Source organism: Sphingopyxis sp. BSN-002, assembly GCF_022024275.1.
Lineage (GTDB): Bacteria > Pseudomonadota > Alphaproteobacteria > Sphingomonadales > Sphingomonadaceae > Sphingopyxis.
In genome coordinates this window covers 3,631,414-3,655,422 of the sequence record NZ_CP091804.1, presented here as the reverse complement: position 1 = coordinate 3,655,422, position 24,009 = coordinate 3,631,414, and the positions used below count along the sequence as shown (strand labels likewise).

Here is a 24,009-nt window from a genome sequence, read left to right as displayed (position 1 = left end):
CCGGCCTGTCTCGTCAGGCGGGCTCGTACTGAACCGCCCTTTCCTTGCGAACGGTGCGGCTCTGGCGGCCGTCGATCGCGACCGGGATTTCCCCGTGGATCGTCGCGCGACGCAGCGTACGACGCTGAAGTCCGAAGTCGGCGGTCGCACGGTGCTGGGTCGCCTGATTGTCCCAGATCGCGACGTCGCCTTCGCGCCAGCGCCAGCGCACGACGTTTTCGGGCTTGGTGATGTGGTCCTGCAGCGTCTGGAAGAGGCGCGCCGAATCCGTCGCGTTCAGGCCGACGAACTGCTTGACGAAATGACGGAGCAACAGGCTGCGCTGTCCGCTCACCGGATGGACGCGCACCACCGGATGCTCGGTCTCGTACACCGTCGAGGCAAAGACGTTGCGATGTTCCTTGATCCGCTTCGCGGCGCTTCCGGCATCGGGTGCCGACTGCAGGATCGACGCATAGTCATAGAGATTGGTGTGCGTTGCCCACAGATTGTTGACGAGCTGGCGCAGCACCTCCGGCAGCCCTTCGTATGCCGTTTCTCCATTGGCCCATTGCGTGTCGCCGCCCGCTTCGGGGATGGTGATCGCGCGCAGGATGGACGCCTTCGGATAGGCATCGACGAACGTCACGTCGGTATGCCAGCTCGACGCGGCATAGCCTTCCCTGCTGTCGAGCTCGAGCAGGTAGCGCGAGCCTTCGGCGACCGGCACCGTCGGATGCGCGACCGGATCGCCGAGCAGCGCGGCAAAACCCTCATGATCCTGATCAGTCAGATGCTGCTGGTCGCGGAAGAAGAGCACCTTGTGCCGTACCAGAGCCGCCTGGATCGCCTGCACCACCGGCGCGGGCAGGTCGCCGGACAGCTGGATGCCGCCCACGATGGCGCCGATCGTGCCGGTCACGGGCGTTATTTCGAGCGGGATATTCTTGTCGCGAGCATTGGCGTAGCTGTTGTGAAGGTCCGTCATGTCAGTCTCCTTTGGGGGTTGGGCGGCAGGCGTATCCGACGAGAACACGAACCGGCTTCCGGCCCGGGCTGTCGGCGAATTTCGGAAAGGCGGCGGCAAGCATCAGAGCTTCGTCCTGAGCGTCAGGCCGACGGTGCGCGGCTCGCCGATCAGCGCGGTGACGATGCCGGTCACCGCGGGCGAGAGGGTCTGGAAATAATCCTTGTCGAACAGGTTCCGCGCCCAGAGCGACAGGTCGAGCAGTCCGTCGTCGGTCCTGAAACCGATCCGCGCGTTGGCGATCCCATAGGCGGGGACGTCACCATATGCGCTGTTGCTGGACGAGGTGTTGAACGACGAGCGATGCGAATAGTCGGCGTGCAGATAGGCCGACAGATCGCGCCCGCCGAGATTGCCGAGCGGCGCCGACAGATCGCCGCCAAGGGTGTAGGTGAATTTCGGCACGCCGGGCAACTGCGCCCCGGTCAGATCCTGGATCGACCCGAGGTTGAGCCGCTCGGGTGCCTGCGGAGCATTGGGGTAATCGCTGTATGTCGTGTCGGCATAGGCGACGGAGGCATAGAAGCTCGCGCGCTCGGTTGGCGCGAAGCTGAGGTCGCCCTCGACGCCGCGTGAGCGCACGCCGGGGATATTCGCGATATACTGGCGAACATTGACGGTATTGGGGACCTGCTCGGTGATCGCGGTCTGATAGTCGCTGATCTCGGTCCAATAGCCGGCGAGGTTCAGTGTCACCTTGCGACCGAACCATTGCGACTTGATGCCGAGTTCATAGCTGTCGACCTTTTCGGGCGCGACATCCGGGTCGATGCCCGTCGGCAGGTTGGTGAGATTGAGCCCGCCCGACTTGTTGCCGCGCGAATAGGTCGCATAGGCCAGCGCATCGCCCGAGAACTGCCACGACAGCGTCGCGAGACCCGACAGGCTGTTATCGGTGAAACCCGTCGAATAGCTGGTGACCGGATTGAACTGCGTTCGCAGCAGCGCTGCGTTGGTGGCGATTGCGGCCGGCAAGGTCGAAAGGTCGACGCCTGCGACATGGAATTGATTGAAGGATCCGTCCTTCTTTTCATGCGTGAAACGAAGGCCGCCGGTCAGCGTCAGACGGTCGTTGATCTTCCAGTCCGCCTGACCGAAGAGTGCATAGCTGCGCGTGCGCGGATCGGATGTGGAATTCGCCTCGAACCCGTTGAGCGCGGCCTCCCACACGGCAAGCGGCAATGGCGATGCGGCCGGCCGATTCCACAGGCCCGCCGCCGACCCGAAAGCCGTGGCGCCCTTGCCGCGGATGATCTGCCAGAAATAATAGGCGCCGACGACATAGTCGATCGGACCATCCGTGTCCGACGCCAAGCGGATTTCCTGGCTGAACTGGCGCTGACGGTTCGCCTGCTGCGCCTTGACGATCACCGGCAACGATGTCGAATCGCCGTCGTTCGCAGGGTTCCAGTCCCACCAGCGATAGGCGGTGATCGATGTCAGCTTTGCCGCGCCGATATCCCAGTCGACCTGCCCCGAAACGCCATAACCGTCCATGTTCGACTGATAGTGGCTGTTCGCTTCGCCCCTCCGGGCAAAGGGATCGATCGCCGGAAAGACGTAGCCCGGAAAACGGGCCGCGCGCTCGGCAAAGCTGTTGGGAATGGCGGCCCCGTTATCGAAGGTGCCGAAATAGTTCGCGAAGACGTTGAGGACGTGATTCTGCTTCTGCCGCGAGAAGTCGCCGATGATCCTGACCTCGAGGTCCGCGCCCGGGGTGAAGAGCAATTGCCCGCGCACGCTCCAGTTCGAATAATCCTGCGCGCGCTCGTTCTGCGTCGTATTGTAGAGGAAACCCCGCCGTTCGGTTACCGAACCGCTGAGGCGGACGGCGAGCAGATCGTCGATCAGCCCGCCCGACGCCGAGGCGCGGAGCTGGTAATAGCCATAGTCGCCGACACTTGCCTCGCCGGAGAATTCGGGATCGAAGCCCGGTTTGCGCGACGTGATGTTGATAGCGCCCGACGTGGTGTTCTTGCCGAACAGCGTACCCTGCGGTCCGCGCAGCACCTCGATCTGCTGCAGGTCGACCAGGTCGAACTGCGTCTGCCCGACGCGGCCGTAATAGACATTGTCGATATAGAAGCCGACGCCGTTCTCGAGCCCGTCGTTGGTCAGCGCGACATTGCTGCCCAGACCGCGGATGTTGATATTGGTATTGCGCGGATTGAAGCTGAACACCTGCAGGCTGGGGACGATCTGCTGGATCTGGGTGAGCGTATAGTTTCCGGTCTTTTCGAGCGTCTCGGCCCCCACAACCGACAGGGCGATCGGTACGTCCTGCGCGCTTTCGTCACGCCGACGCGCCGATACGATGATTTCGGCGCCGTCATAGTCGCCGCCGGCGTCAGCCACCGCATCGGCGGTGTCGTCCCCGGCGGCCAGCGCGGGCGAGGCCGGAACCAGCAACGCGGCACCGAACAAGAGCTTCAGACGATGTTCGCGAGAGAATTTGATCATTATATCTTGTCCCCGGGCGGCAGCGCCGCCCCCTTCTTGATGTGATGAACGATGGCGCCGGGCGCCGGGCCGGATCGGGCAGCCGCCAGCTCCGCACCCCACAGCGCACGGGCGGCGCTGCGCAGGGACGCAGGGTAGCGAGCCAGATCCGACAGGTCGGATCGGGTCAGCAAAGGCATGAATCACCTGTCGCCGGCGCACCCACGCGCCGGACGCAAGGCCGCAAGCGTCTCGCGAGAGAAAGCAGGGCCGGAATGAATGAAGCGCCGGTGGAAGGCGCCCGTGTGCGGTCAGTCCGCTACACGGCGCGCGTCATCGGCCTCGATCAGGAACTGGTGCTACACATATGCATCGCAATACCCCTTCTGGGGGGAACGCAATGCCTGGCGCTGTCGCCCGAGCATCACGCGCTTTAGCCGTTGGTAACGCGGAGCAAGCTGCTTCCCGGTCAAAAGCCGCGGGTCGATGGAGGAGAGCCCGTCATCCGTTCCGACCAGTTCCGGATGACAATCTCAACTTAAAAGATTGATATTGGATTCGTCAATCCGCGAAGCCGGTATTTGCGACGAAGAAAATCTATCAGGCGACGAGCCGAGCGTTGAACCTCAGGGTGCCTCGATCAGCTTGAGACCCAGCGTCGCGGCGTTGGCGACCGCCTCTTCGCGGCTTCCCGCGCGGAGTTTGCGCATGATGTTCTTGAGATGCCACTTCACCGTCTCGGGCGCGAGTTGCAGCGACCGGGCGATCTCCTTGTTCGATTCCCCGGCATTGAGCGCGCTCAGTATCTCGATTTCCCGTTCGGTGAGGAAGGAGAACGCCTCGCCCGGCGCGGCGCCGGGTCCGCCCTCGAGCGCGGGGTTCCGCCGCGAGGGCTCGGCGAGCTTCAGCAAGGCGAGAAAGGAGCCCGACGAATAGGCCTCGCTGCAGAAATTCTGCACCGCGCGCACGCCGGTGACGTCAAGAACATCGACGATCGTCCGGAGGAAGCCGCTGCTCGCCGCGTGATTGAGGAAGCGAACGGTCTCGAGCTCGACCATCTTGTCGCAACGCCCGCTGAGCTGGGGCAGGATATTGAACAATGTCGCCGACGCGCGAAGCTCTGCATCGTCGGCGGCGGATGCCAGCAGCAGCAAATGATCTGCAACCATCGTCAGCCGCGGCCGGTCGCCGTTGGCAATCGCTTCATAGGCGCGCATTTCGGCCAGCAAGGCAAAGGTGCGTGCCTGCACCGACAGCGGATCGCGCACTGCCGCGACCTCTTCGCCGGTCGAGAGCACCGCCTCCGCATCGATTGTCGGCGGCAAGCGCAGCCGCGCACGCTCGACAATGCACATCGCCTTGAGCGGCATCCACCCGCGTTCGAAAGCGACAAGCTCGGCGCGATCAACCAGCGAAGCGGCCTTTCCGGGCAGCCCGGTCCCGGCTGCAACGCGAATGGCGACGAGATAGCAGGAGACGAGCGCGTCCTGGAACGGGCTCGCCTCGATCGGCGCCAGCGCCCGTTCCGCCAGTTCGGCAGCGGCGACCAGATCGTCGCGCTCGTAGCAGCAGCGCGCAAGCGCCGCGTCGATCAGAGCAGCCGCCAGCGTCCCGGTGCACACCGGACCCCCGTCGCGCAAAATGCGTTCGGCCTCGGCCAATTGCCCCTGCGCGCGCGCTAGCGCGGCACGGGTGCAGATCGCGAGCGCAAGCGGCAGGTCGAGCGGCCGTCGCCTGTCCTGCAGGCGCAACGGACGCACCACCTCGTGCACAAGTCCGAAGAGGCCGCGCTTGAGCGCACCCTGCGCGAGCATCGCACGAACCATTGCAACGGCCAGATCGGAAAGGCCGTCGGGTGCAGCGAGAATCTGGTCGCAGCTTTCGACCACACCGGTGAAATCGTCGCCGAAATAAGCGCGGTGGACCAGATCGATCGCCCGCGCCTCGGCGGCGCCGCCGCTCGCGGCGAGTGCGGCCAGCGCGTCCGCGCTATCCCGTCGCGCTGCGAGCACATCCAGCCAGGCGCGCGCCGCCGGAAGCCCCGGTGAGCGGGCGACGAGATCGGGCGGCAACGCGTCGAGCCAGGCCGCCAGCGGCGCCAGCTCGCCGCGTTCGATCATCGAAAGTGCGATCACCCCGACGAGCGTTGCCGCCGCATCGAAATCTCCGCCCGCGATCGCCTGGTCGATCGCCTCGGCGGGCATGTCCTGCGATGCCAGATATCGCGATGCTGCGCGGCTCAATTGCTTCGGCGCGTCCGGCTCGGCGTCGGCAAGGCCGCGCAGCAGCGCCATCCGGAAAGCGGGATGCAGCCGGAACCAGCCGGCCCGCCCTCCCGCCTGTCCCCCGGCGCGGTCCATGAACAGGCCCCGCGTCATCAGGGCTTCCACGGACTTGTCGGCGCCCTCGTCGCCGCTCAGCAGACGGGCAAGCTCGGCATTGAACGCCGGCGCAACCGCGACGCGCCGTACAAACGTCCGCTCGGCGGGCGAAAGCTCCGCAATCAGTGGCCCGAAATAATCGGCAACCCGCTCCGCCAGCGCGTCCGGCCCGTCGGCATGCTTCGCCAGACGAAGCCCGGCAGGCCAGCCCTCCATCAAGGCATCGATGGTCCCGCGCGGCCACCCCGAGATGCTCGCTGCCGCATCGCCTGCAATCGCCAGATCGCGCGCGCCGACCGCAAGCGCCATGCCTCGTCCCGCGGCATCGCCCGTCGCGACGGTAAAGCTCCCTCGTCCGGCCAGCACCAGCCGCAACCGTGACGGCGGCGGGGACAGCAACGCGTCGAGCGAAGCGATCACCTGCGCATCGGCCGGACGATCGGCATCGTCGACGATCAGCAGACACGGCCTGTCTTCGGGACCGGCTTCGCACGCCCGACGCACATCATCGCAAATCTCGCTGACCATGCCCTGACCGGCGCCGGCCCAGAAGGTCTGCCAGCCCGCGACGCGGGCTTCGGCGAAAAGCGCTGCGCACCAGGCCGATTTGCCATAGCCCGCCGGCGCGCGGACGAGTGCAATTTCGTGAGCGGACAGTTTTTCGAGCCAGAGGGCGGAATCGAGCCCGACAAGATCGGGCGGGAACCGCGGCGGCGTCGATTGCGAACGGACGGGCGCAACCACGCCATCCGGCGGTACCGCACGCAGATGCGGCTTCGCTTCGATCCTCGATCCCGGCTGGACGGTCATTCGCTGCCCCCCACTTTTTGATGCGCCAAGGCTATAGCCTTGCGGTTGCAGCGGCAAGCGGCCTTCCGTTCACCCCCCCATCGCTCCCCCCGCCACCTCGTCTGTCGCGCGAGGCCGGTGCGCCATAGCTTTCCTCTTACCGAAGGCCCCGCAAAGATATGGGCCGGCCGTGGGAGAGAAAGCATGACGAACCGAGCTTTTCTGGCAACCTGCCTGTCCACCACCATGCTGATGGGATGGAGCGGCGCCGCTTTCGCACAGGAGGCCGCGCCCACAGAGGAAACGGCCAGCGGCGGCATCGCCGAAATCGTCGTCACCGCGCAAAAGCGCGCACAGAATCTGCAGGACGTTCCGGTCGCAGTGTCCGCACTTGCCGGCGAGGAACTGGAATCGCGCGGGATCAGCGAAACGTCGGACCTGCAGGGCTTCGTCCCCAGTCTCCAGATCACCACGCCCTATGGCCGCACCCAGCCGAACTTCTCACTGCGCGGCGTATCGGTCGCGAACGAATTCTCGGCTTCGACGGCGTCTCCGGTCGGCGTCTACGTCGACGAAGTCTATCAGAGCTTCCGCGCCAGTCATGGCCAGCAGCTCTATGACCTCGAACGCGTCGAAGTGCTGCGTGGGCCGCAGGGCACGCTCTATGGCCGCAACACCACCGGCGGCGCGATCAGCTTCTTCAGCAACAAGCCCCAGCTCGGGGCGAGCACCGGCACGATTACGCTCGGCTATGGCAATTACGACACCAAGACCGCCGAGGGCGCACTTGAGGCGACGATCATCCCCGACAAGCTCGGCATCCGCTTTGCAGGTACCTTCGCGAAGGGTGACGGCTGGCAGTATAACCCGGTGCAGGATCGCCACGTCGGCACGACCAATTCCGTCGCGGGCCGCGTATCGCTACGCTGGAAGCCGTCGGATACGGTCGACATCAACCTGAAGGGCTATTTCGCACGCGACAATCCGCTGGCGCCGAACCCCTATGCGCTCGGCCAGCTGGCCGACGGGCGCGACGTTCTGGGGTATTCGCGCTTCGATCCGGCACAAAATGGGGGCCGCGCGCTGAACAAGAACGAGGTCGCCGCCGATACGGGCGGTCGCTATTTCACCTCGTCGAACGGTCTGGCGCTCAATATCGCCGTGGATCTCAGCGACACCCTCTCGCTGACGTCGATCACCGGCTATGACACCGGCAAGTATCGCAATTCGCCCTTCGACTGCGACGGCTCACCGAACAGCGTCTGCGCGCTGCGCTACAATTCGGTCAGTAAGAATTTCAACCAGGACCTGCGCCTGAACTACAAGGGCGACCGGCTCAATCTCGTCGCGGGCCTCTATTATGGTGTCGACAAGATCGACACGCGCAACGAGATCGACTTCTTCGGCGTGCTGAAACCGATCCTGCTGGGTGCGGGCGCTCCAAGCAGCTTCTTCAACGCACCGGTGTCGGCGCCGCAGGCGGCAGCGTTCGTTCCGGCTTTCGCGGTCAACCCGGCGCTCGATCCGACCAATCCGGCGAATTGCTCGGCGGTGCCCACGGGCAACCCTAACGGCTTCCTCGATGCCCGCTCGCTGATCGCGTTGCTGACCGACATTCAGGTCAACAATTCGGGCGGTGGCGGCTTCGGCGGCGCCATCTCGGCGGCTTGCCGTGCGGCCGGCGCCCCGCCCTTCGGTCCGATCAGCGGCGAACAGAAATACACGATCAAGCGTCCGTCAGCGGCGATCTATTTCGACGGCAGCTATGACATCACCGACGCGCTGACACTCAGCGTCGGCCTTCGCTATACGATGGACAAGGTCAAATATCTGAACGGCCGGACGGTGCTCTATGACCTCGGCGGAACGATCCGTGCCAGCACCATCCCCTACACCTTCCCCTATGACGCAAGCGCCCCGGCGCTCGAGCAGAAGGAAAAGGCGAACCGCCTGACCGGACGCGTCAACCTCAGCTACGACTTCGCCGACGATATGATGGCGTATCTGAACTACAGCCGCGGCTATCGCAGCGGCAGCTTCAACGGCCTTGCCTATCAGGGGACCAATCAGGTCTATTATATCCAACCCGAACAGATCAACGCGTATGAAGGCGGGCTGAAGATGCGCTTCTTCGACCGGCGCGTGCAGCTCAACCTCGCGACCTTCTATTACGACTACAAGAACCATCAGGTCACGCAGGTTATCGGCGCAACGACCTTCACCCGCAGCGCCAACGGCCGTCTCTATGGCGGCGAAGCCGAGCTGACGATCCAGGCGGCCGACAGCCTGCGCCTCGATGCCTCGATGAGCCTGCTGCGCAGCAAATATAAGGGCAATGTGATCGACCCGACCGATCCGTCGAGCCCGACGCGCAACGTCAATGGCAACCCCTTCCCGAACGCGCCGCGCACGACCTTCTCGGCCGGGTTCGACTGGGACGTCTTCAACAGCGGCGACAACAAGCTGACGCTGCGCGGCGACGCCGCCTACACGGGCAAATATTATTTCGACCCGTTCGGCGACTATGGCCAGACCCCGTGCGACCGCGCCGGCGCGCCCGGCAACGTCCGCCCCGCGGGGCCGGCAATCACCTGCGGAAATCCCGGATACTGGCTCGTCAACAGCCGCCTGACCTTCGAGCACGGCAACTACGCCGCAAGCCTGTGGGTCAAGAATCTGACCAACAAATATTACTACAGCTACGGGCTCAACATCGACATCTTCGGCCTCGATTATCTGAACCGCGGCACGCCGCGCACCTATGGCGTCGAGGTGACCGCCAAGTTCTGATCACCCCAAGGGGGCGGCGTCCCCTCCCTTGCCCGCCGCCCCCGACCCGCTCGAAAATATAGCCTTACAAGGAGCATCCCATGATGCGTTTCACCGGCAAGAGCGTGCTGATCACCGGCGCCGCGCGCGGTATCGGTCTCGCCGCCGCCCAGGAATTCGCCCGAGAGGGTGCGTCGGTCACGATCACCGACATCGATCTGGAAGAAGCCGAGGCAGCCGCCGCAGCGATCCGCGCCGAGGGCGGAAAAGCAGAAGCACGGCGGCAGGACGTTGCCGACGAGGCGGCATGGAAGGCGCTGATCGACGAGATCGTCGCCCGCGAAGGCAAGCTCGACATTCTCGTCAACAACGCCGGCATGGGCTTTCTGAAATCCGTCGTCGATACCGGTCTCGCCGAATGGCAGCGCCTGATGGCGGTCAATCTGGAAAGCGTCTTCCTCGGTGTCCGCGCCGGGATTGCGGCGATGCAGGACAAGGGCGGCGTGATCGTCAACGTCGCCTCGATCGCGGCGAACGTCGCCGAACCGCTCTTCCCCGCCTACAACGCCAGCAAGGCCGGCGTTGCGATGCTGACCAAGGCGGTCGCGGTCGATTGTGCTCGCAAGGGCTGGCCCGTGCGGATCAACTCGCTCCATCCCGGCTATTGCGAGACCAAGCTGGTCGCCGATGCTGTCGGCAGTCTGGGCGAGGCGGCTGCCGATTTTGCCACCGCTACCGTCGGCGCGATTCCGCTCGGCCGGATGGCGACGACGCGCGAGATTGCGCGTCCGCTCCTTTTCCTCGCCAGCGACGACGCCGCCTACATATGCGGCAGCGAGTTGATCGTCGACGGCGGCTACACCGCGGTCTGACCCGAAACCCTTCAGAACAGGACGACATTTCATGAGCAAGAAACCGGTCATCGTCTATGGCGCCTCAGGCTACACCGGCCGCCTCGTCTGCGAATATCTGCGCGAACTAGGCATTCCCTTCATCGCTGCGGGCCGCGACGCAAAGCGAGTGCAGGAGGTGATGGACAAGGTCCCCGGCATCGAGACCGCCGACTATGAGGTCGCCGAGGTCGAACATAGCGTCGAGGCGCTCACCAAGCTGTTCAAGGGCGCGAAAGTCGTCTGCAACATGGTCGGCCCGTTCATCAAATATGGCCCCGAGACCGTCGAGGCATGCCTTGCTGCGGGCGTGCATTATCTCGACACGACCGGCGAACAGGACTGGATGATGCTGGCGCAGGAGAAGTGGGGTGAAGGCTTCGCGAAGAAGGGCCTGCTGCTCTCGCCGTGTGTCGCGCATATGTACACGACCGGCGAGATTGCAGCGAACATCGCACTCGAAGCAGTGCCCGGGCTCGACACCCTCGACATGCTCGTGCTGTGGAAGGGTTTCCCGACCTATGCTTCGGTCCAGACGATCTTCACCATCCTGAAGGCCGACTGGTACTATCTTGAAAATAATAAATATGTTCAGTGGCCGACGCTGACGAAAACCGAATGCAATGTCCCCGGCCAACATGCGACCGCGCTGACCTTGCCGTGGGGCGGCACTTCGCACCCGCTCTGGTTCAAGGACGACCCGCGCGTGTCGACGGTCAAGGTCTATGGCGGCGTATTCGCACGCGAAGTCATGGACAATGTGGTCGAGATGACGAAGATGATCGATACCGACATCAAACCCCTGCCCTTCGCCGAACAGGAGGCCGCGCTGTCGAAAATGGCGGAGTCGGTTCAAGGCGACATGCCGCCGCGCGAAAATCCGCGGCTCAATACCAGCATCGATTCGGTTCACGCCTCCGGACCGCTCGGTCGCGCGCATGTGCTGATCCACGGCAATTGCAACTACAAGCAGACCGGCCTGATGCAGGCGTGGTGCGCCGCAAACCTGCTGCAACAGGCACCACGCCGGACCGGCTTCGCCTCGGCGTGCCAGGCGTTCGGGCATCGCGAGATCCTGGGTACGCTGCGCCAGTTCGGACTGGTGCTGAAGCCGATCGTCACGGTTCAAGACTGATGCGGCTCGTCGACTGGCTCGACAAGGGGGCGTCGCTGGGCGCCGATGCCCCCTGCCTGACGATGGCCGGCAAGAGTCTGTCGTATGGGGAGGTCCAGCGGCTCACGCATCGCGTCGCGCGGGGCTTGGGCGCCGCGGGGATCACGCCGGGCAAGCATGTCGCGATCCTTTCGGGCAATGACCCCGTCGCTTTTGCCATCGTCTTCGCCATATCGCGCGCCGGCGCGGTGTGGTGCCCGATCAACCCGCGCAACGAAGCCGCCGAGAATGCGTATATTCTCGACAACTTCGACTGCGCCGCGCTCTTCTTTCATTCGAAATTCGCGGAACTGGTCGACCAATTGCGCGAGCAGTTGCCCAAGCTCGAGCAGCTCGTCTGCCTCGATGCCGAGCAGCCGTTCGCGCCGTCGCTCGACCAGTGGCTGGCGGGTGCCGATGACGAAACCCCCTTCATCGCGGCACCCGTCAGCGACCTCGCGATGATCCCCGGGACCGGCGGCACGACGGGGCACCCCAAGGGCGTGATGCTGACAAATCGCAATCTCGAGGCGATGACCGCACTGACGCTGATGGGCTACCCGTTCGACGGGCGTCCGGTCTATCTGGCGATGGCGCCGCTGACGCATGCGGCGGGCGTGCTCGCCTTCCCTATCATGGCGCACGGCGGCGAGATCGTGATCATGCCCTATCCCGATATCGGCGAGTTTCTGGCGCTCGCCTCGCACCACCGCGCGACGCACACCTTCCTGCCGCCGACGCTCATCTACATGCTGCTCGATCATCCTGCGCTTCCCGCGACAGACCTCTCGGCGATGCAGTGCTTCTGGTACGGCGCCGCGCCGATCTCGCCCGCGCGGCTGGAGGAGGCGATCGACAAGCTCGGCCCGGTCATGGCGCAGCTTTTCGGCCAGACCGAAGCGCCGATGATGATCTCGATGATGGCGCCGAAGGATCACCTCAATCCCGACGGATCGGTCGCGCGGCATCGCCTGTCGTCGGCGGGCAAGCCGGGACCGCTCGTTCGCGTCGCGATCGTCGATACCGACGGCAACGAACTGCCGCAGGGCGAACGCGGCGAGATTGTCGTGCGCGGATCGCTGGTGATGGATGGCTATTACAAGAATCCCGCTGCGACCGCCGAAGCGACGCTGAATGGCTGGCACCGCACCGGCGACATCGGCTATCTCGACGCCGACAATTTCCTGTTCATCGTCGACCGCGCGAAGGACATGATCATCACCGGCGGCTTCAACGTCTATTCGGCCGAGGTCGAGGCGGCGCTGCTGTCGCATCCTGCGGTACAGGACGGCGCGGTGTTCGGACTTCCCGACGACAAATGGGGCGAGCGCGTCTGTGCCGTCGTCCAGCTTCGCGCCGGGCAGAGCGCCAACGCCGACGACATCATCGCGTACGTCAAGGCGGCGATCGGCAGTGTGAAGGCGCCGAAGGAACTCGAAATCTGGGACGATCTGCCGCGCTCGAAGGTCGGCAAGGTGCTGAAGAAGGATATCCGCGCGTCGAAGCTGGGCGCGGCCTAGACCGTCTCGGCGGCACGCGCCGCGGCGTATCCGGCCTTCATTCGCGCGAACATCATCACCTGGCTGGTCATGATGTCGAGCTGCATCGCGATGCCATCGTCGGTGAGCAGCCCGTCGGGATCGAAGAGCGGCTGGCTGCTGTTCGCGGTCACCGCCATCGGGGTCGGCCAGCCGCGCAGCGCGTGGGTGATCGAGCGCAGCGTCGCGAGCGTGCTTCCTGCCGCCTGCCAGCCCCCCGCAACCGCAACCAGCCCGACGGCGCGGCCGTCGAAATAGGGCTGCGTGTCGGACACAAGATCCTGCGCATAGTCGAGCGCATTCTTGACCACCCCCGACACGGTGCCGTGATAGGCGGGCGATGCAACGATGATCCCGTCGGCATCGCGCAGCGCTTCGGTCAGCGCCTGCGCCTTGTCGCAACGATCGGCGCGGTGCGGCGCATAAAGCGGCAGGTCGATCGCATCGCCCGCGAACAGCGACGTCTCCGCGCCTTCGGCCTCGCAGCGTGCGAGCGCGTGGCGAAGCAGGCGCTCGGCCGATCCGCCGGCGGTGGCGTTGCCGCCCAGCGCGACGATGCGCGGACGGTGCGCAGAAACGGGGCGATCGATCATCACATCCTCCTTAGTTGAAGGTGACCTGACTGCCGCCGCGCAGGAAGGCGATCGCGTTGCGGCGGAGATGGTTGGTGCCCGGATTGAGGATCGGTTCGGGCGAATATTGCGCCAGATAGACGCGGCGCATGTTCGGGGTCGAATTCGATCCGGTCGCGTGGAGCGCGAGGCTGGAGAAGGCAACGATGCTGCCCGCGGGAACCTCGAGCGTCACGCCCTCATTGTCGCCGGTATAGCCGACGAGGTCGTTGCTGCCCGGCTGGCGGATATGTGGAACGATGCCCTCGCGCGTTTCGGGCGCCTGCGAGAAGGGCATGATGCGGACGGTGCCGTTGGCGACCGTCGTGTCATCGAGCGTGCACCAGCAGGTGAGGTACGGCTTGTGATCGGCGGGGCCGCCATTGCCGACGACATAGCCCGAGTCCTGGTGCCAGCTGAACGGCATGCCTTCGCTGGCGCCCTTCACGACATATTGGTCGTAGAAGAAATAGGCGTCGTCGCCGAGCGTCGCACGGCAGACATCGGCCATCGTCTCGCTGAACAACATGTTGCGGAGGTCGGGCTGCTTGCGCTGGCATTCGCCGGCGAAGTAGCGCTTGCCCTTGTGGCTGATGCCGTCGACCTCGACGCCGAGGCCGTCGAGGCGGGCGTCCTCGCGCTCGATCACGCGGCCGCATTCCTCGCGCAGCAGATCAAGCAGCGGGCCTTCGAGGATGCGTTCGAACACGGCATAGCCCTCGGTCGCGAATTGTTCGCGCTGCGCCGAATAATCCATTTCGTCTCTCCCGGATTTATCCAATGCCGACTCGATACTCCCGAACCACCCATTGCATCCAATCGAATTGCATCCTTCGGTCATACGTCTATACTATGGCCTATGCGAATGAGACAGGTCGAGGCGTTTCGCGCCGTCATGATGAGCGGGGGCATCACCGCCGCCGCGTCGATGCTCAACATCAGCCAGCCGTCGGTGAGCCGGCTGATCGCCGACATGGAGCGTGCGGTGGGCTTTCGCCTGTTCGACCGGCGCGGCGCGCGCGTGCACCCGACCGCGCAGGCGCAGGCGCTGTATGAGGCGGTGCGGCGGAGCTATGCAGGTCTCGACCTGCTCGACCAGGCGGCGCGGCGTATCCGCGCGCATCCGGTCGGCACGGTGCGGATCGCGGCGCTGGCGGCGATCGCGATGGCGATCCTGCCCGCGGTGATCGCGCGCTTCCGCATCCTCTATCCCGACATCAAGATCACGGTGGAGTCGCTGGGTCAGCGCGCGATCGAGGAGCGCGTGTTCCTGGGGCAGGCCGATCTGGGGATCGGAGTCGATGCGCAGGGTCGCGAAGGCATCCGCTCGACCCTCCTCTCCCGCGCCGAATATGTCTGCATCCTGCCCGCCAACCACCCGCTCGCAGCGCGCGAGCATCTGGCGGTCGAAGATCTGGCGGGCGAGGAATTCATCGGACCGATGCACGAGGCTGACGCGCTGTGGAACGGCATTGACGCTGCCTTGGAGAAGTCGGGCATCCCGGTGTCACGGCGGCTGGAGACGCAGCACTCGCAAATCCTGTACGCGTTCGTCGAGGCGGGGCTCGGCGTGTCGATCGCCGAGCCGTTCAGCGCGCCGCTGTTCCACCGGCTGAACGTCGCGATTCGCCCGATCGCGCCGCCGGTCTACCTCGACTTCGCGCTGCTGGAGCCCGATATCGGCCCGACGCCGGAGATCGTCGCGTGGTTGAACGCCGATGTGGCGCGCGAGACCGAGGCGTGTCTGGCGCATGTGAAGCGGGTGGTTTCGTCGCGATAACCCAGAACGGACGGCCGATGCGTCAGCCCTTGCTGCGCATATGCTCCGAGACCCACCAGGCGACGAAGCTGGTGTAGGACGGCCAGAGGTTGAGGCCCGGCCGCGCGCTGGCGGTGGCGACGTCGGGATCACCCCACTCGTCGCGCTCGACCGCATAGATGCGGCCATCCTGCTTCCACCGGACATACCAGCTTCCCTGCGGGTCCAGATAGTCGGTCGGCTCCTCGCTGCCGGCGATGGCGATGAAATCGGGATGCATGCCGAAATCGTCGACGAAGAGCTGCGTCCAGTCGGCGAGTTTGACCGATGCGCCGTTCACAGGGTCACATAGGCAAATCGACGTGCGGTCGTTGAGGATGCGGTCGACGCGATAGCGCTGCATCAGATCGAGGCTTGCCGCGTCGTCCGTCCACCCGAGCGCCGTCAGCGCCCCGGCCACCTTGGTGCGTTCGCGGGCGGAGCGGTCCGCCGAAAAGGGCTCATCGTCATAGTCGGTCTGATCCGGAACATGGCGATCGATATAGCGCCGGGCCTCCTGCACATCGTCAATGATGCGGGTGGCGGCTTCGACCGCGGGCGCCGACGCGGTCATGACCCGAAGATAATTATCAGGCTGCTTCGTGGTCTGGGGCACGGAACCGACCACGTCGGTGTGGGGCCAGCTATGCCGGTAGCTCCCCTCCCAGCCGATCCGCTTGAGCACCGCCGCGAAGATATAGTCGATGATCAATTCATTGTCGTCATAGCCGTCGAGCAGCCCCGATGCGGGGCTCCGCCTCGCCCGCCCGGCGACCAGTTTTTCGTGCGCGGCAAACATCGCGTCGGTCGATTCGAAGCCGCCGGTCAGCGCCTTCACATAGAAGGAGAATTCGTCGAGCCTGTATTTGGGATGCCGCTTTCGGGTCCAGGCATCTGCTGCGGCCTGCCAGGCCACCGGATCGAAATCCCGCGTGCCGAGACAGTAGCTGAGCAACGCATCCTTGAACCATGGTTCGTAGCAATGCTCGAACGCCTCGTCGCGCACGAGGTCCGGGGCCTCGACACCGAGCAGGATGGCCGCACATTTGGCACATTCGATCCCCGGATAGGAAGGCCGCGGCAGGCCATATTCGGCGCAGGCGTCGACCAGCCGCTTATGCCGTTCCAACGTCTGGTGGAGATAGGGCCCGGCGCGCGCGACATCGCCCTGTCCCCAATAGAGATTGGCGATCTCGAAACATTCGCGCACCTGGCTCGATATATTCCATATCGCTCGGTCGGTGTGGCCTTCGCGCAATTGCTTTTCGACGAGCTGGAGGAAATTGCCGCCGTCATAGCCTTCGTTCGGCGCTTCCAGATGCGTGTGCCTCAGCTCGAGCAGATAGTCGATGCGGCTCATCTGCACGCGGTCGGCGCTGCGCGATTTGCCCTTCTTGCGGCGGAAGAGATTGAAAAGGCCCATGCGCGTTGGGTAATCCGCCGGTGAGACCGATGCAATCGGCCGTAAATGCCCCGACGACCGCCGACCCTTTGCGCTGCACCTGATCAAGCCATAGTATTTGGACATACTATGCCGACTTTTCTCGATTGGACTGATATGATTTTGGCGCGCATCCCTATGCGTGGCGGGTTGGCCCTTCAGCCGACCGGATGATTCTCGGCCGATTTCCGCGGCCGCGTCACAGTTCCAAAGCCCAGGCGGGCATATGATCCGCCGGGCGCGAGTGGGGAGGTTTCTCGATGACGACGACGAAGTTCAAGCTGGCTCTGGCGCTTTCGACGACGATGGCGATGGCCATGATCGCCGCCCCCGCCGCCGCGCAGGATACGCCGGCCGAAGCCGACGCGCCCTTCGCGACCACCGACATCATCGTCACCGCGCAGAAGCGCGAACAGAATCTGCAGGACGTACCGGTCGCGATCTCGGTCGTCTCGGGCGACCAGCTTGAGCGCGCGAACGTCAATTCAGCCGAGCAGCTGTTCCAGCGCGTCCCCACGCTGACCTTCCGCAAGGGCAACACCAACAAGGATTCGGCGCTGTCGATCCGCGGCGTCGGCACGATCAGCTTCTCGTCGGGCGTCGAGCCGTCGGTGTCGACCGTGATCGACGGCGTCGTCTATGCCCGCACCGGCCAGCAGACCTCGGATTTCCTCGATGTCGAGCGTATCGAGGTCCTGCGCGGTCCGCAGGGCAGCCTGTTCGGCAAGAATGCGAGCGCCGGCGTGATCAATATCGTATCGCGCGATCCCGGTAACCAGCTCGGCGGTTATATCGACGCCGCCTGGTACGAGGGGAATGAATATCGCATCCGGGGCAGCGTCGGCGGCCCGCTCAGCGACAGCGTCCGCGCTTCGGTCACCGGCTTCTGGTCGCAGTATGACGGCAACGCCCGCAACGTGTTCAACGGCCACAAGGTCAACGGCTATGAGCATTGGGGCGTTCGCGGCAAGCTGATCGCCGAACCGAGCGATGCGCTGAAGATCACGCTGATCGCCGATTATTCGAAGAACAGCGACAATGGCTATGCCGACAGCATCGGCACGGTCTTCTCGTCGGCATTCAACAATGCGGTGTTCATCCCCAGCCTTGCCCCGCTGACGCTCGACGGCAAGAACAAGGATATCGACAACGACCTCGATCCGTACACGAAGGACAAGAACAGCGGCGTGTCGGGGCAGTTCGACCTCGACCTCGGCGGCGCGACGCTCACATCGATCACCGCCTATCGCCACTGGTACAACTTCCAGGTCCGCGACGGCGATTTCCGTTCGGACGCCCCCAAATATGTGAACACCGGCACCGCTTCGGGCGACGTGCGTTCGCACGATCTTGGCGATCTGGCATTCGACCAGTTCACACAGGAGCTGCGCATCGCCTCGTCGAATCCGCAGTTCTTCGAATATGTTGCGGGCCTTTATTACTACCACACGAAAGAAGTCGACTATTTCAACCGCACCGTCACGGCCTGCACCGCATCGACGCTGCCGACCGTCGGCGGGCTGACCCCCTGCGCGGCGGGATCGTCGACCTATACGACGAACCAGGGCAACGCCGACTTCACGACGAAACTGACCAGCTATTCGGCCTTCGGCCAAGGCACGCTCAACTTCACCGACGCGTTCCGCGGGATCATCGGCCTGCGCTATACCGAGGACAAGGTCAGCTATGACTTCGCGCGCACCTCGACGCAGGCGACCGCCTTCACCGGGGTGAATCCGGCTTTCGCGTCGGCCGGCTCGATCAAGGACAATGGCTGGTCGGGCAACGCCGGCCTGCAGTATGACCTTAGCGACGACGTGGTCGGCTATGTCACCTACACCCGCGGCTACAAGGGTCCGGCGCTCAACATCTTCTTCAACATGCTGGCGCGCGATACCGGCCGCATCGACCCCGAAAAGTCGAACGCGTACGAAGCGGGCCTGAAGATGCGGCTGTTCGACCGCCGCCTGACGCTGAACCTCGCGACCTTCTATGCGAAGTACGACAATTATCAGGCGAACTTCCTCGACATCGTCGCAGGCCAGGTCGTCACGCGCCTGACCAACGCCGGTTCGGTGTCGACGCGCGGCATCGAAATGGACTTCAACGCTGCAATCACCGACGATTTCTCGCTGTCGGGCGGCTTCAACTACACCGACGCGCACATCAACAAGTTCATCTGCCCCGCGGGCGCCGCGGTGACCTGTGCCGATGCGATCAACGGCAAGCCGCTGCCCTTTGCGCCCAAATACAAGGGCACGGTGACGATGGACTGGCGCCTGCCGCTGGACGTCGGGTTCAACGTCGATCTGAACAGCTCGCTCGTTTACCAGAGCAAGACCAATTTCGACATCAACCAGAACCCGAACGCCTTCCAGAACGCCTATGCGATCTGGGACGCCGGGGTGCGGTTCAGCACGAAGGACGACAAGTACAGCCTGTCGCTGATCGTCAAGAACCTGACCGACAAGCAGTTCGTGATCCAGCGCATCCCGAACGGCACCAGCTTCATGCGCCAGATCACCCCCCGCGATGCCGAGCGCTATTTCGGAGTCACGGGCCGCGTGAACTTCTAACCCTCCTGCCCCCGCTGCGGTCGCTAACCAAGGCGGCGGGGGCTTTTCTTCCAAGAGGCCATCCGATGCTCGGGCTGATGCAGGACTGGCCGCTGACCGTCGACCGGATCATCGATCACGGCGCCGACTGGGACGGCGACCGGCCGGTCGTCGCGCGCGGCAACGACGGGACGATCGTCCGTAGCGACTATGCCGCAATCCGCGCGCGAGCCCGGAAATTGTCGGCCGCGCTGGCGAGCATCGACATCCGCCCCGGCGACCGCATCGCGACGATGGCGTGGAACAACATCCGCCACCTCGAAAGCTGGTTCGCGATCATGGGCATGGGTGCGGTGTGCCACACACTGAACCCGCGGCTGTTTGCCGACCAGCTTCGCTACATCATCGGCCATGCGGAAGACCGTGCGATCCTGGTCGATCCCTGTTTCCAGACTTTGCTCGCCGATATTCTCGCCGGGATGGCGTGGGACGGCATCGTCATTGTGCTGGGCGGCGAGCCGGAGGTCGACCGCGACGCCCTGCCCGGCGCGACATCGGTCGAAACGTTGATCGCGAGTGCGTCGGAAAGCGATGCCCGCTGGGGCGATTTCGACGAACGCGCGGCGTGCGCGCTTTGTTACACCAGCGGAACGACGGGCAATCCGAAGGGCGTGCTCTATTCGCACCGGTCGACCGTCATCCACATGCTGATGACGCTGCAGCCCGACGTGTTCGGGATCGGCATCGACGACGTCGCGATGCCGATCGTGCCGATGTACCACGCCAACGCGTGGGGGATGCCGCTGTCGACCGCCGCCATCGGGTGCAAGCTGGTGCTACCCGGCGCACAGCTCGACGGGGCGTCGCTGCACGAACTGATCGAGCGCGAGGGCGTGACCTTTTCGGCCGCGGTGCCGACGGTGTGGCAGGGACTGCTGCATCATCTCGACACGACCGGTGCAAAGCTGACGAGCCTGAAGCGCGTCATCATCGGCGGCGCGGCGCTGCCCGAAAGCCTGATCCGCCGGCTGCGCGAGCATGGCGTCGAGGCGGTGCAAGGCTGGGGCATGACCGAAACCTCGCCGATCGGCACGCATGGCAAGTTGACACCCGCGATCAAGGCTCTGCCCTTCGATACCCAGATACCGCAGCGATTGAAGCAGGGACGCCCGCCGTTCGGGATCGAACTCAAGATCGTCGACGATGCAGGCGCGCGGTTGCCGCACGACGGGGTGACGCCGGGACGCCTGCACGTGCGCGGGCCGACCGTCGCAGGCGCCTATATGGGCGGGACGGTCGGCGACATTCTCGACGCCGACGGCTTTTTCGATACCGGCGATGTCGCGACGATCGACGCGCACGGCTATATGGCGATCGTCGACCGCGCGAAGGATGTCATCAAGTCGGGCGGCGAATGGATCAGTTCGATCGAGATCGAGAATATCGCGAGCGGGCATCCGAAGGTCGCCCATTGCGCGGTGATCGGCGTGCCGCACCCGCGCTGGGACGAGCGGCCGTTGCTTATTGCCGAACTGCATCCCGGCGAGAGCGCGTGCGACGCGGATTTGCTGGGCACGCTGGAGGGCCGGATCGCCAAATGGTGGATGCCCGATGCGGTCGCCTTCATCGACGCGATGCCGCTCGGCGCGACGGGCAAGATCGACAAAAAGGCGTTGCGCGCGCGCTTCGCCGAACCCATCCATGACGATAGCGAAAGGATCCTCCCCCATGGCGCTTGACGCGCTCGACACCGGCTTTGCGTTCCGCCTCGGCGGGCAGGCGATCCTGATGCACAGCGACAGCGCGCCCTGCTTCTCGGTCGGGCGCGGCGTGCCGCATGTGCATTCGAAGCTGGGCCATTTCGATGTCGCGCAGGAGGTGATCGAGCGGATCGCGCTCCGGCATGTCGAGGCCGATGGCGATGTGCTGCGCTTTGCCGAGGCGGCGGGGAAGCCGTGGCTGCTCGAGGCGGTGGTTTCGGGTGACGGTGATGACGCGGCGATCGCATTGAAGGCGCTCGACGCGACGCTCAACCGGTTATGGCTGCGCGTGCCCGCCGATGCGGGCGAGCATGTGTGGGGCGGCGGCGAGCAATTCTCCTATTTCGATCTACGTGGGCGGCATTTCCCCTTGTGGTCGAGCGAGCCCGGGGTCGGACGCGACCCGTCGTCGGAGTTGTTCCGGCAGGTCGAGGTGCATCGCAAGGCCGGCGGCGGCAGCTATGCCCACACCAATTATCCGCAGCCGACGTTCGTCAGCTCGCGGCGCTATGCGCTGCATGTCGACAGCTTTGCCTATTCGGCGTTCGATTTCCGGAACGCCGACTATCACGAGGTCGAGGTGTGGGAGATTCCCGAGAAGATAGAGCTGTGGGCGCGGCCGCATTTCACCGAGCTGGTCACTGCGCTTTCGGACCGTTTCGGACGCCAGCCGCCGCTGCCAGAATGGTTGCTGAAGGGTGCGGTGATCGGCCTCAAAGATGGCGACAACAGCTTTGCGCGATTGAAGGCCTATGAGGAGGCCGGGGTCGCGGTGGCGGGGCTGTGGTGCGAGGATTGGGTAGGCCTCCGCATCACCAGCTTCGGCAACCGGCTGTTCTGGGACTGGCAGTGGAACGCCGAGCGCTATCCCGAACTGCCGGCGCGGATCGCCGAATTGCGCGAGCGCGGCATTCGCTTCCTCGGTTATGTGAACCCCTATCTGGCGGTCGATGGCCCGCTGTACGCGGAGGCGGCGGCGCAAGGATTCATGGTGATGCATCCCGACAAGGACGAGCCCTATGTCATCGACTTCGGGGAGTTCGATTGCGGGCATGTCGACTTCACCAACCCGGCAGCCGCGGCATGGTTCGCCGACACGATCATCGGCGAGAAGATGATCGATTTCGGCCTGTCGGGGTGGATGGCCGACTTTGGCGAATATCTGCCGGTCGACGTACGGCTCAAGAATGGCGAGAGCGGGATGACTGCGCACAACCGCTGGCCGGCGCTGTGGGGCGAGGTCAATGCGAAGGGCATCGCGCGGCGCGGCCAGACCGGCGAGATGATGGTGTTCATGCGATCGGGCGGGGCCGGGGTGCAGGGCCACTGCCCGATGCTGTGGGCGGGCGACCAGTCGGTCGACTTCAGCCGCCATGACGGGATCGGCACGGTAATCTGCGCCGCGCTGTCGGCGGGGATGCTGGGCAATGCGCATCATCATAGCGATTGCGGCGGTTACACCAGCCTGTTCGACACGACGCGCGACGCCGAGCTGGCGATGCGCTGGGCCGAGATGTCGGCGTTCACCTCGATGATCCGCACGCATGAGGGCAACCGGCCACGGCAGAATGTGCAATATGACGACAATCCCGAACTGCTCGCGCATTTTGCGAAGATGACGCGGATCTATGCCCATCTCGCGCCCTATATCCGGCGACTGTCGAAAGAGGCTTCGGAGACGGGATTGCCCGTACAGCGGCCGCTATTCCTGCATTTCGAGGATGATGCGAAGACTTACGCGATCCAGACGAGCTATTTGCTCGGCCCGGATTTGCTGGTGGCGCCGGTGATCGCGGCGGGGAAGAACGAGTGGACGACCTACCTGCCCGCTGGCGCCAACTGGGTACATGTCTGGTCGGGCAAGACCTATGCGGGCGGCGGCGACGTGACCGTCGCGGCGCCGTTCGGGCAACCGCCGGTGTTCTACCGCGCAGGATCGACCGATAGCGCGCTGTTTGACGCGATCGTCTCGGCCTGAGCGACGTCCTTCAGCACCGCAACGAAGGCGGCGACGAGCGCGCTACGGCTGCGGTTGCGAAGGAGATGGATCGCATCGCGGGTGACTTCCGACGGCGGCAGCGCGATCATCGCGAGACCGCTACGCGCCGCGAGCCGCTGGGGTACGACGGTGATCGCGCAGCCGCTGCGCGCCATGTCGAGGCAGGCGGCGGTGGAATCGAGCTCATAATCGGGGAACTGCCCCGCGGCGACGCGCGCGCGGAGCGCGCGGGGGAAATTGCTGCCCGGCGCGGGACGCGGGAGCGCCCAGGCGAAGTCGGCACTGTCGCCCTCGCCTTTCGCCAGCGGATGGTCGGGCGCGCAGACGAGCATCAGCGGCTCGGGCGGCAGCGGGATGCACAGAACCTCATCGGCATGGCCCGACGATGCGAATTTCGCCCGGTTGCAGACGACGAGGTCGAGGCGGCGGTCGACGAGCGTTTCGAGCAATTGTTCGGACGGGCCGCCGGTGACGGTGACGCGCACGCCCGGGTGCATTTCGGCAAAGCGTATGATCGCGTCGGTGAGCAGGGGTTGCAGCGGATAAGGGCCGCTGCCGACCGCGACGGTGCCGCCCGTCGGCTGGCCGAGCCCGCGCGCTTCCTGTTCGAGGTTGGCCGAGGCGGCGATGACGTCTCGCGCCGAGCGGATCAGCCGGTCGGCGTCGTTCGTCGGGCGGACATAATGGGTGGTGCGGTCGAAGAGCGTCGCACCCAGCTCCTCCTCGAGCTTCTGGATCGAACGCGTCAGCGCCGATTGGGTGAGGCTGAGTTCGTCGGCGGCGCGCGCGTAGCTGCCGAGGCGATAGAGCGTGTCAAAATGGCGGAGGCGGCGGAGGTTCATGGCGCGCACCATATCATTCCTGTTTTGCAATACCAATG

General features: G+C 64.7%; 15 protein-coding genes. 8 read left to right on the top strand and 7 right to left on the bottom strand.

Annotated elements, in window-relative coordinates; all coding sequences use genetic code 11:
- Nucleotides 1–13 precede the first annotated feature (13 nt).
- The 3 genes from L7H23_RS18070 to L7H23_RS18060 form a co-directional block, all read right to left on the bottom strand.
- The gene (locus L7H23_RS18070; RefSeq protein ID WP_237837252.1) at nucleotides 14–967 is read right to left on the bottom strand and encodes a TauD/TfdA family dioxygenase; all 954 of its coding nucleotides are present in this window, start codon (nucleotides 965–967) and stop codon (nucleotides 14–16) included.
- A 102-nt stretch (nucleotides 968–1,069) separates the two neighbouring features.
- The gene (locus L7H23_RS18065) at nucleotides 1,070–3,466 is read right to left on the bottom strand and encodes a TonB-dependent receptor (RefSeq protein ID WP_237837251.1); all 2,397 of its coding nucleotides are present in this window, start codon (nucleotides 3,464–3,466) and stop codon (nucleotides 1,070–1,072) included.
- Nucleotides 3,467–4,071: 605 nt separating this feature from the next.
- Entirely contained in the window at nucleotides 4,072–6,636 is a 2,565-nt protein-coding gene (locus tag L7H23_RS18060) for a LuxR C-terminal-related transcriptional regulator (RefSeq protein ID WP_237837250.1), read from the bottom strand.
- 183 nt (nucleotides 6,637–6,819) lie between these two features.
- Between L7H23_RS18060 and L7H23_RS18055 the strand changes: the two genes are divergently transcribed.
- The 4 genes from L7H23_RS18055 (at nucleotide 6,820) to L7H23_RS18040 (ending at nucleotide 12,947) form a co-directional block, all read left to right on the top strand.
- Entirely contained in the window at nucleotides 6,820–9,405 is a 2,586-nt protein-coding gene (locus tag L7H23_RS18055; RefSeq protein ID WP_237837249.1) for a TonB-dependent receptor, read from the top strand.
- An 80-nt stretch (nucleotides 9,406–9,485) separates the two neighbouring features.
- On the top strand, nucleotides 9,486–10,256 hold the full coding sequence (locus L7H23_RS18050) for a glucose 1-dehydrogenase (protein WP_237837248.1): 771 nt from the start codon (nucleotides 9,486–9,488) through the stop codon (nucleotides 10,254–10,256).
- Between the two features lie 31 nt (nucleotides 10,257–10,287).
- Nucleotides 10,288–11,409 (top strand): DUF5938 domain-containing protein, encoded by a 1,122-nt coding sequence (locus L7H23_RS18045; RefSeq protein WP_237837247.1) that lies wholly within the window; start codon nucleotides 10,288–10,290, stop codon nucleotides 11,407–11,409.
- Complete coding sequence (locus L7H23_RS18040) at nucleotides 11,409–12,947, top strand: long-chain fatty acid--CoA ligase (RefSeq protein WP_237837246.1); 1,539 nt, start codon at nucleotides 11,409–11,411, stop codon at nucleotides 12,945–12,947. The genes L7H23_RS18045 and L7H23_RS18040 overlap by 1 nt, the downstream gene beginning before the upstream one ends.
- Here the strand turns inward: L7H23_RS18040 and L7H23_RS18035 are convergent.
- Together L7H23_RS18035 and L7H23_RS18030 are read right to left on the bottom strand one after the other, a co-directional pair.
- Complete coding sequence (locus tag L7H23_RS18035; protein WP_237837245.1) at nucleotides 12,944–13,558, bottom strand: NAD(P)H-dependent oxidoreductase; 615 nt, start codon at nucleotides 13,556–13,558, stop codon at nucleotides 12,944–12,946. The two genes, L7H23_RS18040 and L7H23_RS18035, sit on opposite strands and share 4 nt — an antisense overlap.
- Before the next feature lie 10 nt (nucleotides 13,559–13,568).
- Nucleotides 13,569–14,333, bottom strand: coding sequence for a phytanoyl-CoA dioxygenase family protein (locus L7H23_RS18030; protein WP_237837244.1), 765 nt, complete (start codon nucleotides 14,331–14,333; stop codon nucleotides 13,569–13,571).
- 108 nt (nucleotides 14,334–14,441) lie between these two features.
- Between L7H23_RS18030 and L7H23_RS18025 the strand changes: the two genes are divergently transcribed.
- Nucleotides 14,442–15,356: a LysR substrate-binding domain-containing protein gene (locus L7H23_RS18025; RefSeq protein WP_237837243.1), complete on the top strand. Its 915-nt coding sequence runs from the start codon at nucleotides 14,442–14,444 to the stop codon at nucleotides 15,354–15,356.
- Nucleotides 15,357–15,378: 22 nt separating this feature from the next.
- Here the strand turns inward: L7H23_RS18025 and L7H23_RS18020 are convergent, their stop codons facing one another.
- Complete coding sequence (locus tag L7H23_RS18020; protein WP_237837242.1) at nucleotides 15,379–16,797, bottom strand: hypothetical protein; 1,419 nt, start codon at nucleotides 16,795–16,797, stop codon at nucleotides 15,379–15,381.
- Nucleotides 16,798–17,075: 278 nt separating this feature from the next.
- Here L7H23_RS18020 and L7H23_RS18015 point away from each other — a divergent pair, with 278 nt between their 5' ends.
- From L7H23_RS18015 to L7H23_RS18005, 3 genes are all read left to right on the top strand, one after another.
- The gene (locus tag L7H23_RS18015) at nucleotides 17,076–19,391 is read left to right on the top strand and encodes a TonB-dependent receptor (protein ID WP_237837241.1); all 2,316 of its coding nucleotides are present in this window, start codon (nucleotides 17,076–17,078) and stop codon (nucleotides 19,389–19,391) included.
- A 65-nt stretch (nucleotides 19,392–19,456) separates the two neighbouring features.
- Nucleotides 19,457–21,109: a long-chain-fatty-acid--CoA ligase gene (locus tag L7H23_RS18010; protein ID WP_237837240.1), complete on the top strand. Its 1,653-nt coding sequence runs from the start codon at nucleotides 19,457–19,459 to the stop codon at nucleotides 21,107–21,109.
- Nucleotides 21,099–23,108: an alpha-glucosidase gene (locus L7H23_RS18005; RefSeq protein WP_237837239.1), complete on the top strand. Its 2,010-nt coding sequence runs from the start codon at nucleotides 21,099–21,101 to the stop codon at nucleotides 23,106–23,108. Before L7H23_RS18010 ends, L7H23_RS18005 begins: the two co-directional genes overlap by 11 nt.
- On the opposite strand, the gene L7H23_RS18000 is transcribed toward L7H23_RS18005, so the two are convergent.
- The gene (locus tag L7H23_RS18000; protein WP_237837238.1) at nucleotides 23,054–23,971 is read right to left on the bottom strand and encodes a LysR family transcriptional regulator; all 918 of its coding nucleotides are present in this window, start codon (nucleotides 23,969–23,971) and stop codon (nucleotides 23,054–23,056) included. The genes L7H23_RS18005 and L7H23_RS18000 overlap by 55 nt on opposite strands.
- Nucleotides 23,972–24,009 lie beyond the last annotated feature (38 nt).